13 protein-coding genes are annotated in these 14,219 nt (G+C 38.0%); all 13 read left to right on the top strand.

What is annotated here, in order from left to right:
* Window positions 1–42 precede the first annotated feature (42 nt).
* The 13 genes from spoVG (at window position 43) to yabQ (ending at window position 14,219) form a co-directional block, all read left to right on the top strand.
* Window positions 43–342, top strand: coding sequence for a septation regulator SpoVG (spoVG, locus tag KI343_RS13975; RefSeq protein WP_212927043.1), 300 nt, complete (start codon window positions 43–45; stop codon window positions 340–342).
* Window positions 343–567: 225 nt separating this feature from the next.
* Window positions 568–1,935 (top strand): bifunctional UDP-N-acetylglucosamine diphosphorylase/glucosamine-1-phosphate N-acetyltransferase GlmU, encoded by a 1,368-nt coding sequence (gene glmU, locus KI343_RS13970; protein WP_212927042.1) that lies wholly within the window; start codon window positions 568–570, stop codon window positions 1,933–1,935.
* Window positions 1,936–1,961: 26 nt separating this feature from the next.
* The gene (locus tag KI343_RS13965; protein ID WP_212927041.1) at window positions 1,962–2,915 is read left to right on the top strand and encodes a ribose-phosphate diphosphokinase; all 954 of its coding nucleotides are present in this window, start codon (window positions 1,962–1,964) and stop codon (window positions 2,913–2,915) included.
* 238 nt (window positions 2,916–3,153) lie between these two features.
* Entirely contained in the window at window positions 3,154–3,774 is a 621-nt protein-coding gene (locus KI343_RS13960) for a 50S ribosomal protein L25/general stress protein Ctc (protein ID WP_212927040.1), read from the top strand.
* 149 nt (window positions 3,775–3,923) lie between these two features.
* Complete coding sequence (gene pth, locus KI343_RS13955) at window positions 3,924–4,487, top strand: aminoacyl-tRNA hydrolase (protein ID WP_212927039.1); 564 nt, start codon at window positions 3,924–3,926, stop codon at window positions 4,485–4,487.
* Between the two features lie 133 nt (window positions 4,488–4,620).
* A complete protein-coding gene (locus KI343_RS13950) occupies window positions 4,621–4,851 on the top strand; it encodes an anti-sigma-F factor Fin (protein WP_212927038.1) in 231 nt (76 codons plus the stop codon).
* 164 nt (window positions 4,852–5,015) lie between these two features.
* Complete coding sequence (gene mfd / locus KI343_RS13945; RefSeq protein ID WP_212927037.1) at window positions 5,016–8,534, top strand: transcription-repair coupling factor; 3,519 nt, start codon at window positions 5,016–5,018, stop codon at window positions 8,532–8,534.
* Between the two features lie 208 nt (window positions 8,535–8,742).
* Window positions 8,743–9,276 (top strand): stage V sporulation protein T, encoded by a 534-nt coding sequence (gene spoVT / locus KI343_RS13940; RefSeq protein ID WP_212927036.1) that lies wholly within the window; start codon window positions 8,743–8,745, stop codon window positions 9,274–9,276.
* Window positions 9,277–9,902: 626 nt separating this feature from the next.
* Window positions 9,903–11,513 carry a putative polysaccharide biosynthesis protein gene (locus KI343_RS13935; protein ID WP_212927035.1) on the top strand — a complete coding sequence of 537 codons (1,611 nt, stop codon included), beginning with the start codon at window positions 9,903–9,905 and terminating at the stop codon, window positions 11,511–11,513.
* Complete coding sequence (gene yabN, locus KI343_RS13930) at window positions 11,510–12,961, top strand: bifunctional methyltransferase/pyrophosphohydrolase YabN (protein ID WP_212927034.1); 1,452 nt, start codon at window positions 11,510–11,512, stop codon at window positions 12,959–12,961. Before KI343_RS13935 ends, yabN begins: the two co-directional genes overlap by 4 nt.
* A gap of 19 nt (window positions 12,962–12,980) precedes the next feature.
* Window positions 12,981–13,241: an RNA-binding S4 domain-containing protein gene (locus KI343_RS13925; RefSeq protein ID WP_212927033.1), complete on the top strand. Its 261-nt coding sequence runs from the start codon at window positions 12,981–12,983 to the stop codon at window positions 13,239–13,241.
* A gap of 85 nt (window positions 13,242–13,326) precedes the next feature.
* Window positions 13,327–13,629 (top strand): sporulation protein YabP, encoded by a 303-nt coding sequence (gene yabP, locus KI343_RS13920; RefSeq protein ID WP_212927032.1) that lies wholly within the window; start codon window positions 13,327–13,329, stop codon window positions 13,627–13,629.
* On the top strand, window positions 13,626–14,219 hold the full coding sequence (yabQ, locus tag KI343_RS13915) for a spore cortex biosynthesis protein YabQ (protein WP_212927031.1): 594 nt from the start codon (window positions 13,626–13,628) through the stop codon (window positions 14,217–14,219). The genes yabP and yabQ overlap by 4 nt, the downstream gene beginning before the upstream one ends.

Raw genomic sequence — 14,219 nt, 5'->3', positions numbered from 1 at the left:
AATAATAGAGATATTTGATTAGGAAAAAGGTGGTGAAACATCATGGAAGTAACTGACGTAAGATTACGCCGTGTAAAAACGGATGGAAGAATGCAGGCAATTGCCTCTATCACATTAGACCATGAGTTTGTAGTCCATGATATTCGCGTTATTGACGGGAATAATGGGTTATTTGTGGCTATGCCATCCAAGCGGACACCAGATGGAGAATTTAGAGATATTGCCCATCCAATTAATTCCGGAACACGCTCAAAAATTCAAGAGGCTGTTTTAGGAGAGTATCATCGTGAACGCGAAAAAGCAGAAGGGCTAGATTATAAAGAAGAAGCGGGTGTTTCCTAAGCCGCGTTAAGGGTGAGTAGACGAGAAGGTGGAATTCTAAATGATGGATTTGCCTTCTTTTTGTTTTGTGCGTTTTTAATAAGGTAACGCTTTCTTACAGAAAATATTACATGATAACATAGATTGTAGAGAGATTGTAGAAATCAAATCTTCAATTTTATTGAAATCAAGGCTTTTTTACGATATATTTTTAAATGGAGAATTAGAGATAATGGAGGTTTCCTAATGACGAATCGATTTGCTGTTATTTTGGCAGCAGGACAAGGAACAAGGATGAAATCAAAGTTATATAAAGTACTTCATCCTGTAGTTGGAAAACCAATGGTACAGCATGTTGTAGATCACTTACAAGAAACAAATTTAGATAAATTAGTTACCATTGTTGGATTTGGAGCAGAGCAGGTAAAAACGCAGCTTGGAGAATCTAGTGACTTTGTAGTGCAAGAAGAACAACTAGGTACGGGACATGCCGTTATGCAGGCTGAAGGATTGTTACAGGATAAAGAAGGTGTAACGATTGTTGCTTGTGGTGATACCCCTTTGATTCGTGCAGAAACATTCCAAAAATTGTTTGAACACCATGAACAAACGGGTTCCAAGGCAAGTATATTGACAGCTCTCGCAGATGATCCAACTGGATACGGCCGGGTTGTGCGAAATGCTGCTGGTGAAGTTGAAAAAATTGTCGAACATAAAGATGCTTCAGCGGATGAATTATCTATTAATGAAATCAATACAGGAACTTATTGTTTTGATAATAAAGCATTGTTTGAAGCGCTAAAATTGGTTTCGAATGACAATGCACAAGGCGAGTATTATTTACCAGATGTGGTCAAAATTTTGCGTGATCAAGGTGAGCGCATTAGTGCTTATGTGACAGCGGATTTCAATGAGACTATAGGTGTTAATGATCGTGTTGCACTGAGTGAAGCAGAAAAAATCATGAAAAGACGTATTAATGAGCTACATATGCGTAATGGTGTGACAATCTTAGACCCGGATAATACGTATATCGGTCCAGATGTGAAGATTGCTGCAGATGTTTGTCTTCATCCAGGAACAATTTTAAAAGGAAAAACATCTATTGCTGCTGGTTCAGAGATTGGTCCGCATACAGAAATTAAAGACTGTGAAATTGGGGAAGATACAAATATTCGGTTTAGTGTCGCTGTAGACAGTCGCATTGGAAATCGTGTGAATATCGGGCCATATGCGCACATTCGTCCAGCATCCAATGTTGGAAATAATACTAAAGTTGGTAATTTTGTAGAACTTAAGAAAACCAACCTCGGTGATAATAGCAAAGTTTCTCATCTTAGCTATATCGGAGATGCTAACGTTGGGGAGCGTGTCAATGTCGGGTGTGGTACAATTACAGTAAATTATGATGGGAAAAATAAATACCTGACAACTATTGAAGATGATTCATTTATTGGTTGCAACTCAAACTTAATTGCACCAGTTACAGTTGGAAAAGGGGCTTATGTTGCAGCAGGATCTACGATTACGAAAGATGTGCCAAATGACGCATTATCGATTGCGAGATCAAAGCAGGCAAATAAAGAAGGATATGCAAAAAAGCTTAAAAAATAGACTACAAAGTCATGGAGGTTAGGGTAATGTCATCCAACTATAAGGATTCGTCGTTGAAAGTATTTTCGTTAAACTCTAGTTTAGCGTTAGCAGAAAAAATCGCAGATCAGATCGGAACGAAATTAGGAAAGTGTACAGTAACACAGTTCAGTGATGGAGAAATACAAATCAATATAGAAGAGAGTGTACGTGGATCTGACGTTTATGTTATTCAGTCCACTTCTGCTCCAGTAAACCAACACATTATGGAACTGCTTATTATGATTGATGCATTGAAACGTGCTTCTGCAAAATCAATCAATATTGTGATGCCGTATTACGGTTATGCACGTCAAGACCGAAAAGCAAGGGCACGTGAGCCAATTACAGCAAAATTAGTAGCAGATTTAATCGAAAAAGCAGGAGCAAATCGAATGATTACACTTGATTTGCACGCCCCGCAAATTCAAGGCTTCTTTGATATTCCAATTGACCACTTACAAGGTGTACCAATTTTATCCACTTATTTTGAACAAAAAAACTTAGAGGATGTCATTGTGGTTTCTCCTGACCACGGCGGTGTTATTCGCGCAAGAAAAATGGCTGACCGCTTAAAGGCTCCAATTGGTATTATCGACAAACGTCGTCCAAAACCAAATGTTGCGGAAGTAATGAATATTATTGGTAATATTGAAGGAAAAACAGCAATCTTAATTGATGATTTAATTGATACTGCTGGTACAATTACATTGGCGGCAAATGCATTAATTGAAAGTGGCGCAAAAGAAGTATATGCTTGTTGTACACATCCAGTACTTTCAGGGCCAGCAATTGAGCGCATTGATAATTCAAAAATTAAAGAACTTGTGGTAACAGATACAATTCCTTTACCAGAAGAAAAATGTATCGATAAAATTACCGAGTTATCCGTTTCTTCTCTTATCGGAGAAGCAATCATCCGTGTTCATGAAATGCAATCTGTAAGTATTCTTTTTGACTAATACACGGAAGCATCATTTTAACATGAATTATTTCTTTTCTGAATTGAAGGTTTAACTTGTTCCATTTTAGGGTATTTAATATACTGACCGTTTTTTTATTGAGAAAAAAGAAATGAACTTTCACAAGGTGTAATGACTTCTAACCCGCCACAAGAAGTGAGCGGTTTTCATAGAAGATTCTATTCACAGTAACGATGTTTCATATTATTTTTTTAAATAAACTTGGAGGGTGATACGAATGGCAGTAAAATTAAACGCACAAAAAAGAGAAGACCTTGCAAAGTCAGCAACAAATGAAATTAGAAATAGCGGTAGAATTCCAGCGGTTGTGTATGGGAAAGACAAGGAAGCCAAAACGGTTTCTGTCGATAGTATTGATTTAATCAAAACCGTTCGCGACGAAGGAAGAAATGCGATTATTTCGCTTCAAGTCGAAGGTGGCGACGCTGTAGATGTGATGCTGCATGATTATCAAATTGACCCAATAAAAGATAATTTACTACATGCTGATTTTTATATCGTGAATATGTCTGAAGAAATGGACGTTGAGGTTTCTGTTCGCCTTGAAGGTCAAGCAAAAGGTGAAAAAGAAGGTGGCGTGCTGCAACAGCCATTTTATGAAATCCAAGTCCGTGCAAAACCAAGCGATATCCCAGAGGAAATCGTGGTCGATGTCTCTGACCTAGAGGTGAATGATAGCCTATCTATTTCTGATCTGACACCAACTGGAAACTATGAATTTTTAGATTCTCCAGATACGGTTATCGCTTCTGTTGTACCTCCAACTACAGAAGAAGAGATAGAAACAGATGCAGATGAGGGCGCTGAACCAGAAGTCATTAAAGAAAAAGATGAATAAGATTCATTCATTCTTCTAATTCAAAATAGAATGTATAAGTAGTACCTCCCTTCTTTACTTACATCGTACAGGTTTGAGTAAAGAAGGGTTGTTGTGTTTAAAGAAAATGTGGTTTTGATGAACCTCTTATAAGAAGTGAGGGCAAGGTGATGAAGTTAATCGTAGGGCTAGGTAATCCTGGCAGAAAGTATAAGGAGACGCGTCATAATATTGGATTTTGCACCATTGACGAATTACTGCGTCGACATGACTGGAAACTAAATAATTCTAAATTTCGTGGGGATTATGCAATAGAACACTTCAATGGTGAAAAAATTATATTATTACAACCGCAAACTTATATGAATTTATCAGGAGAGTCTATTCGACCATTGATGGATTATTATGATATAGATATAGATGACGTTGTGCTTATTTATGATGATTTGGATTTACCTACCGGAAAAATTAGATTACGGCAAAAGGGTGGCCATGGCGGTCATAATGGTGTCAGGTCGACTATTGAACATTTAGGTACGAAAGAGTTTAAGCGCGTACGTCTTGGCGTAGGAAGGCCGGTAAATGCAACACCTGTTGTAGATTATGTATTAGGGAAGTTTCCAAAAGAAGAAAAAGAAGCTGTCAGCCAAAGTATTCAACAAGCAGCTGATGCGATTGAATCATGGATAAATCGAAAGCCGTTTATAGATGTAATGAATGAATTTAATCAATAGAGCATACTTTTTTTAAGACAAAGTATATTCTCATTCCCCTCGGTTAAAACTAGAAAGAATAGTACAGAACATCCTCTTAAAACAAAGGATAAACTGTACTCTAAATCTTTGTGTTTTAATCGAGGTGAATGAGATGATTATCTATTATGGTTGTCGCCATTGCGGGAAAGAATTAGGTATATTGGAGTATAAAGAAATTGACTTATCCTTTCGTTTTCTTGAATTAATAGATGAACAAGATATGATGGAGATGGTAGTCTCTGAAAAAGACGGCAATTTTCGATTAAATGTAATTTGTGAATACTGTCAACAGACTCTTGAAGCGAACCCTAATTATCATGAATTAGATCATTTCTTACAATAGCGGGATAACCGTGATTTGGTAATCACTTTGGTTTAATAGACATTTGCCATATAAATATATACCATTGTCTGATAAGGTGGTTTATCATGCTGTAATTATTTACTCGAGCCCAAGTAGCTCTTTTTCTTAATATTTTAACTTAGCAGTTTAGAGGGGAAATACGAATGAAAGCAATTCAAAATTATTTAAATTCGCAGGAAGATATACAGTCGATTATGGATGGGTTGCTAACTGGCATGAAAGAGCAAATGGTTGCCGGTTTAAGCGGCTCCGCCAGAAGCCTGCTCTTATCCACCATACATCAATCAATGAATCGACCGTTTTTAATTGTTACGCATCAATTAGCTCAGGCACAGCAACTATATGATGACCTGACAGAGTTGACAAACAATGAAGGCGTTTATCTTTATCCGGTTAACGAGCTGATAGCTTCTGAAATGGCTGTAGCTAGCCCAGAATTACGCTCACAGCGCATTGAAGCCTTGACGGCGTGGACCGAGAAGGATAAAGGGATTTTAATAGCACCTGTTGCAGCATTAAAACGGATGCTGCCACCAAAAGCATATTGGAATAAGTATCAGCTTCTGTTTCAGGTTGGCAAAGACATTGAAATGGAGGTTTACTTGCGTTCTCTTGTGGAGATGGGATATGAAAATGCTCCCATGGTTACGGCCCCTGGAGAATTTAGTCAGCGTGGAGGAATTATTGACATTTATCCGATTACGGAAGAACACCCGATTCGTATCGAGTTATTTGATGAAGAGGTAGATTCTATCCGTTTCTTTGATGCGGAGTCACAACGTTCTATGGATAAATTAGAAGAGATAACCATTCATCCTGCAACGGAATTATTAATTGACGAACAAGAAATGATCAAAGTAGCAGAACGAATTGAAGACGCACTTGCAGATACGTTGAAAAAAGTAAAAAAACCTGAAGATAAAGAAGATCTTGTCGAAGTAATCGAGCAGGATATTGAGCAGTTTAAACAACTTAATCGTTTTCAAGGCATGTATAAGTATATTGGCTATTTATATGATGAGCCCGCTAGTTTATTAGACTATTTGCCGAGAAATGGTGTTATCTTTTTTGATGAAATGAGTCGAATTCATGAAACAGCGACAAATCTAGATCATGAGGAATTAGAATGGTACACAGGGCTGTTAGAAGCAAATAAAATGGTTCAGGGCAGTCAATTCTCTTTTGGGTGGAATAAGCTAATAGATGAAATTTCACATCCTCGTGTATATATGTCTGTATTTATGCGACATATTCCAAATACCAACCCGCAAAATGTTATTAATCTATCGACACGGACCATGCAGGAATTTCATGGCCAAATGCCTTTATTTAAAAATGAATTAAAGCGTTGGGAAAAAGGGGATTATTCAGTTGTTATTCTTACGCCAAATGAACAACGCGCAGAAAAAGTACACTCTATTTTAGAAGATTATGATATCGAAACAAATGTGGAAAAAGATTTAAAGTTACCTTTACAAAAGCCGACAATTGTTGTTGGTTATCTACATGCCGGTATTGAATTTCCAATGCATAGGTTGGCAATTATTACGGAAAACGAGTTATTTAAAAAACGTATGAAGCGTCCTAGAAAACAGCCGAAGATTTCCAATGCAGAACGAATTAAAAGTTATCAAGAGTTAAAGATAGGCGACTATGTTGTGCATGCGAATCATGGTGTTGGGAAATATTTAGGGATTGAAACGTTAGAAGTCAATAAACTGCATAAAGATTATATGCTGATTCGCTATTCCGGAGATGATAAGCTATTTGTACCGATTGAACAAATTGATTTAGTGCAAAAATTTGTTGGTTCAGAGGGGAAAGAGCCGAAACTATATAAATTAGGCGGCACGGAATGGACAAAGGTAAAACGAAAAGTACAAAGTTCTGTTGAAGATATTGCCGATGATTTAATCAAGCTGTACTCAGAACGTGAATCTCGGAAAGGATATGCCTTTTCGCCAGATTCCGATTTACAGCGGGAATTTGAGGACTCATTTGCTTATCAAGAAACAGAAGACCAGCTCAGGTGTATCGCTGAAATTAAAGCAGATATGGAAAAAGAAAGACCAATGGACCGCTTGCTTTGTGGCGATGTAGGTTATGGAAAAACAGAGGTAGCTATTCGTGCAGCTTTCAAAGCAGTAGCAGATGGAAAACAAGTAGCGATTCTTGTTCCAACGACAATTCTTGCGCAGCAGCATTATGAGACATTTCGTGAAAGATTTCAGGACTATCCAATAAATATTGGTCTATTAAGTCGTTTTCGTACGCGCAAACAATCCAATGATACCGTAAAAGGGCTTGCGGATGGAAACATGGATATTGTCGTGGGGACGCATCGCCTGTTATCGAAAGATGTCCATTATAAGGATTTGGGATTACTGGTTGTCGATGAGGAACAACGATTTGGTGTAAAACATAAAGAAAAAATTAAACAGCTGAAAACCAATGTCGACGTTTTAACATTGACAGCAACACCAATTCCAAGAACATTGCATATGTCTATGCTTGGCGTAAGAGATTTATCTGTTATTGAGACACCACCAGAAAATAGATTCCCGATTCAAACGTATGTGATGGAGTATAACCCCTCTTTTATACGTGAGGCTATTGATCGAGAAATGTCTAGAGGCGGGCAAGTTTTCTTCTTGCACAATCGGGTAGAAAACATTGAAAAAGTCGCTCGTGATATTGGAATGCTCGTACCAAATGCAAAAGTAGCAATTGCTCATGGGCAGATGAACGAATCCGAACTGGAGAACGTTATATTTGGTTTTATTGAAGGTGAATTCGACATTCTAGTTAGTACGACAATCATTGAGACTGGTGTAGATATTCCAAATGTAAATACGTTGATTGTTAACCACGCTGACCGTATGGGACTTAGCCAGCTTTATCAGTTAAGAGGACGGGTTGGCCGTTCTAATCGTGTAGCATATGCTTATTTCACCTATCAGCGTGACAAAGTTTTAACAGAGGTTGCGGAGAAAAGGTTGCAAGCAATTAAAGAATTCACAGAACTCGGTTCCGGCTTTAAGATAGCTATGCGGGATTTATCCATTCGCGGTGCTGGAAATCTTCTAGGTGCACAGCAGCATGGATTTATCGACTCTGTAGGGTTTGATATGTACTCTCAAATGCTGAAAGACGCCATCGATGCTCGTAAAGAAGGTAAAGAGGTCGAGGATATCAAGCCTTTTGAACCTGAGATTTCCTTGAAAATTGATGCTTATATTCCGGATGAATATTTGAAGGATGAAAAGCAAAAAATTGAAATGTATAAGCAGTTCCAAACCTTGGATAGCCCAGAAGATGTCCAGGATTTAAGAGATGAATTAATTGATCGTTTTGGAGATTATCCTGCCGAAGTAAATAATCTATTTACGGTAAGTATTATGAGAATGCATGCTAAGAAGCAACGTGTTCAATCAATTACTGAGGCGCCAAAGAAAATTACCATGCTGATTGATGAAGGAAGAAGCCGAGAAATTGATGGCTCTAAATTGTTTGAAGTAGCAAATCAATTTGATCGTCAAGTCAGTCTAGGCACAGAAAATCAAAACTTAAAAGTCGGTATCAAATGGAGTAATGACAAAGCCTACAAACGTCACGATACCGTGATAGAATTTATAAAAAAATTAAGTGATGTAAATCGTTAAATAAATAGTAAGGAACGACAAGCAACTTTCTTCTATAAGAGAGAAGCTTGTCGTTTTTTTGCTGTCTAAAATAAAATCGTCTAAATTTCAATTGGAATGTATAGTTATTCTTGGTTGATTTATACTAAAACAACAGCCAGTGATGATGAAGCAAAGGATAGACTTTTCATCCAGGCCAGAATTGTCAGTTGAAAGGGAGGATACTTAGATGAAAGCAACAGGAATTGTGCGACGTATTGATGACTTAGGAAGAGTAGTGGTACCGAAAGAAATTCGAAGAACACTGCGAATTCGTGAAGGAGACCCGCTTGAAATCTTCGTTGATCGCGAAGGTGAAGTCATTTTAAAAAAATATTCGCCAATTAGTGAATTAGGTCATTTTGCCAAAGAATATGCAGAGGCATTATTTCAATCTTTACAAGCACCAGTTCTTATTACAGACCGGGACGAAATTATTGCAGTAGCAGGAGAATCCAAAAAAGAGTATCTAAATAAATCGGTAAGTAATCATATTACAACTATTATTGAAGGGCGTTCACCTGTTTATGAAGGAGATAAGACACAAGTTGAGATTATAGACGGGATTGAAGAGGAGCTGCACTCTTATTCTATTCAACCTATTATTGCGAATGGTGATCCAATCGGCTGTGTCATGATTTTTTCAAAAGAAGAAAAACTGAGTAAGGTAGAACAAAAAGGAATAGAAACTGCATCTGTTTTTCTGGCGAAACAGATGGAATAGCCAATTATTATTGATACTTGTCCAGAAAGAAGCTTTCTCTAGGTTACCCTCCAATCTAGAGCATAGGCTTCTTTTTTATGGATAAAGAAAGTATTAAAGTTTTGGCTCTTCACCTGAAACCATGGTTGACAAACTGAATTTAAATTGATAAAGGCAACCGCTGCAGAAAAACACTACGCTTTCCGTGGGCTTGTCCTCAGCCTCCTCGAAAAAGAAGTTCGCTTTTTCTGCGGGGTCTTCACACTGCGCATTCCCACAGGAGTCTCCGTGTTTTTCCTCCGCTAGCTAGTTTTCACTACCATATTTATTCATATATTTCAACCATTAATTTAGGTGTTGACTCAAAGTTTTGCGTGAATTAATTTTGGCTCTTCACCAAAATCTATGGATGCAAATTATATTGAATTTGTTAGGAGCAGTCGCCATGGAAAGCGGAGTGTATTTCCGAAGCGGGTAATTGCGCTCATTATGTTCGAAATTTGCTGGATAAATGAACACTTTTGTCTCAGCCTTCACCCCCCCAAAGAACGGGGCGCAATCTCTACGTTTTTAAACGGGCGCTCTGCGCTTTTGGTTTTTGATATGGTATACTGAGGGAAATTCATTTTGAAAAGGAAATATTCGTGATGTCAGACAATGAAACAAGTCGGTTAGTTAAAGGCGCACTCTTACTTAGTATTGCTGGTTTGATAAGTAAAGGGCTCAGCGCCGTTTATCGTATTGTATTGCAAAATTTAACAGGGGATCTGGGATTTTATATGTACCAACAGCTTTATCCGTTGTTAGGAATTGCAACAATGCTTGCGTTATACGGATTTCCCTCAGCGATTTCTTCATTGACAGCAACAGAACTAGAAAAAGGGAAACTGCTGTCATGGAAAACTTTTTACCGGCCAATCTTATTAATCCTTTCGGGCTTTCATATTGTATGGATAGCTATCATTTATTTTACCGCTCCAATTCTAGCTAGACTAGCTGGTGATGAGCGTTTTATTGTTCTATACCAATTTGCAGCTATTGTGTTTCTAATTGTTCCTATCTTGGCTTTGTTTCGGGGGGTAGCGCAAGGTAGATTTGAAATGGCCCCAACTGCAATTTCTCAAATTGGAGAGCAGATTATACGTGTAGGAACCATTATTTTAGGGGCGTTGTTTGTAAGTCAGGGTATTTTTTCTCTATATACCATTGGAACGACTGCAGTGATTGCATCTATACTGGGAGGCTTCAGCGCACTTTTTATTCTATTTGTTTTCCATTACAAAAGCCGCTACTATCCAAGCGCAGCAGCTAAAACATCTACTTTTGAAGAAGCGATTCCATGGAAAACTTATCTGAAAACCTTGCTGTTATTTGGGATTGCTGCTGCAATGAACCATATGACGCTTTTATTCATGCAATTAGCGGATGCATTTACATTTGTACCGAAACTAATGGCAAGCGGCGTGGAAGAACTCGATGCCAAAGAGATGAAGGGTGTATTTGATCGCGGGCAGCCACTTATCCAGATGGTAACCATCGTCGGCTCTTCTATTGCATTAGCAATTATACCGGCAATTAGCCATCAAAAATTAAAAGAGCAGAGAAAACAGGTGACGAATTACATTCAAACAGCAATCCATGTCGGCATTTTTATCGCAGTAGGTGCTGTGTTAGGTTTATTTATTCTTTTTCCAGAGGTCAATCAATTGCTTTATAAAAACACAGAAGGGACAAATGAATTAAGGTTATTAATTGTGTCCATTTTGATGTCAACCATTTCTATCATTGGTGCATCGATCCTGCAAAGTCTGGGAATGATTGTGCGGACGGCAGTATTTATTGGGATTTCTTTTGTAATAAAAGTGTGCAGTAATCTTATTCTCATAGCCCTTTATGGCGTGTATGGAGCGAGCATAGCAACTGTCTTAAGCCTTAGTGTGTTATTATTGCTTGTAGTTATCGAATTACACCGGAAACTGCCAAATATGGCGTTATACCGCTCCATTTCTTGGAAAAGTTTATTAGCAGCAAGTTTATCAATGGTTATATACCTTTTCATCATGCAAGGAATTTTTTCAGCATTTGTGATGAATGGGAGACTGTTGCTGCTTGGCTATGTTGTCTTTATTTCCATCTCAGGAGCAGTTGTATTTCTCTTTGTATTGCTTCGGACCGGTGGATTAACGGAAGCACAAATTCGCATTTTACCAAAATCAGAGTACTTGTTACGTATTTATAAAGGGAGGAATCATCCTTGAAAAAAATAGAGGTGATCGGACTGGGCGCAGGAGATTTGAATCAGCTTCCGCTCGGTATATATCGAAAATTAACCGCAACACAGCAAACCATTTATGTAAGGACATTAGATCATCCGGTTATAGAAGCACTAGAAAGTGAAGGAGTGACCTTTACTTCATTTGACCAGCTTTATCAAGAGGAAGAGCAGTTTGAAGCAGTGTATGAACGCATTGCTGCGACATTAGTGGAAGCTGCCAAGATAAGCGAGAACACGGTTCTCTACGCTGTTCCAGGTCATCCCATGCTAGCAGAAAAAACCGTTCAGCTTCTTTTGAATCAAAAAGAAGTAGAGATGGCGATTGTTGGCGGCCAAAGTTATTTGGATGACTTGTTCACGGCGATGCAGATCGATCCTATTGAAGGTTTTCAATTCGTAGATGGAACAGATTTTAGGCGCAATCAGCTTAACCTGCGCAATCATCTGTTTATTTGCCAAGTATACGACATGTTTATCGCCTCTGAAGTCAAATTAACTTTATTAGAGGACTTACCGCCTGAGTATGAAATTTATATTGTCGAAGCAGCAGGGAGCAGTGCAGAAAAAATCGAAAAAGTTCCTTTAGAGGAATTAGATCACCGGATGGAAATTAGCAATTTAACAACGTTATATATTCCGCCGGTTCCAGAAGAATATCTTCACCATACTTTCCCGTTTTTCCGAGAGGTGATGGCTGTTTTACGCGGACCAAACGGCTGTCCTTGGGATAAAAAGCAAACACATGAATCTTTGCGTTATCATACCATTGAAGAAGTCTATGAGTTGATTGAAGCGATTGATGAGGGAGACGATGATCATATTGTTGAGGAGCTTGGCGATTTGCTGATGCATGTTTTATTGCATAGTCAGATTGGTGAGGATAATGGTTATTTTTCAATAAATGATGTGATTAAATCTATATCCGATAAAATGATTTATCGTCATCCGCATGTGTTTTCTACAACGGTCGCGGATACAGAAGAAGCTGTTCTACAGAACTGGGAAGAGTTAAAGCAACAGGAAAAAGGAAAAGAAAGAGAATCCATTCTTGATGGCATCCCGTCCCACCTGCCTTCCTTGGCCAAAGCATATAAATTAACCTCCAAGGCTGGAAAAGCCGGTTTTGAATGGGAACATGTCGAGGAAGTTTGGGAGAAGCTGAAGGAAGAAATCGATGAAGTTATAGAAGCGGTCCAGGAAAAAGAATTTACAGATGTGGAAGAAGAACTTGGAGATGTATTATTTGTTTTAGCAAATATTTCTAGATATTATAGAGTAAATCCGGAGGTTGCGTTAGAACGTGCTAATCGGAAATTTATGTATCGATTTCATTATATAGAGAAAAAGCTTCAAGAGAAGAATCAAACAGTTCAGGAAGCTTCGCTACAAGAAATGGATGCTTACTGGGAAGAAGCGAAGAAAAAACAATGATTGTTAGAGGAGAATGAAGATGAGACTAGATAAATTCTTAAAAATATCTCGTATTATTAAACGCCGTACTTTGGCAAAAGAAGTAGCAGAACAAGGAAGAATTACGGTCAATGGCAATCCAGCGAAAGCTTCTACGATCCTTTCTGAGGAAGACGAGCTTGTGATTCGCTTTGGCCAAAAGCTTGTAACAATAAAAGTAAAAGCTTTACGGGAAAATGTCCGTAAAGACGAAGCGGATTCGCTGTACACCATTGTCAAAGAAGAGAAATTAGAGCAGTAGAAGATATTGAACAGGCACTGCTAGAAATATAGTTCTATCCTTGTCCCTCCCATCATAAGCTATTAACGATAGGGAGGGTTTTTATATGAATTATTATGAGAATAGGGATGTAAGAAATAATGTTGAACTAGAGCATACGGTAAAAATAGACAAACGAAAAAACCTTGAAATCACAGGTGTCAAAGAAGTGGATAGCTTTGATAATGAAGCTTTCCTTTTAGAAACGGTGATGGGATACTTAATTATTCGTGGGCAGAACTTGCAATTAAAGAATCTGGATGTGACAGAAGGGGTTGTCACAATTAAAGGGAAAATTTATGAGCTTTCCTATGTAGATGAGCAGCAGCAGGAGAAAGCTAAAGGATTCTTTAGCAAGTTATTCCGATGACGTTATCTACGCAATTTATAACACTAATCACAATGATTATCAGCGGGTTTTATTTAGGGATTGTCCAGGAAACCTTCCGTCGCTTCACAATTTATTGGAAGGGGCGGTTGTTTTTAACCTATTCTTTAGAAATATTATTCTGGGTGACGCAGGCTGGTATATTATTTTATATCTTATATCGGGTAAATCAAGGAGAGCTCAGACTTTATATCGTGTTAGCATGTCTCTTTGGTTTTTCTATTTATCAGGCATTGGTGAAACAAGCATACAAAAGGTTATTAGAACATGTGATTCAAATTTTGAGAGCGATCTATCAGGGAATAGAGAAATTGATAAAAATCTTGTTGATTTCTCCTTTGCGGTGGATAATTTTAACATTATATCGTATGATAAAAGCAATTCTCATTGGAATTTTGAAAATAGTTATGTGGATATTCCGTTTCGTATTTACTCCATTCCGATGGGTAGGGACGGGGATTTTTCGCCTTTTACCAAAACCAATCCAAAAATTATTTCTGCAAATAGCAGGATTTTATAGTAAAATACAGAATATAGTTAATAAGTGGCTTCAGTCTTATCGAAGGAGGTAA

Origin of the sequence: Oceanobacillus sp. J11TS1 (assembly GCF_018333215.1) — a bacterium.
Classification (GTDB): Bacteria; Bacillota; Bacilli; order Bacillales; family Amphibacillaceae; genus Oceanobacillus.
The sequence above is the reverse complement of the archived record's forward strand: the minus strand, read 5'-3'. Positions and strand labels throughout refer to the sequence as shown.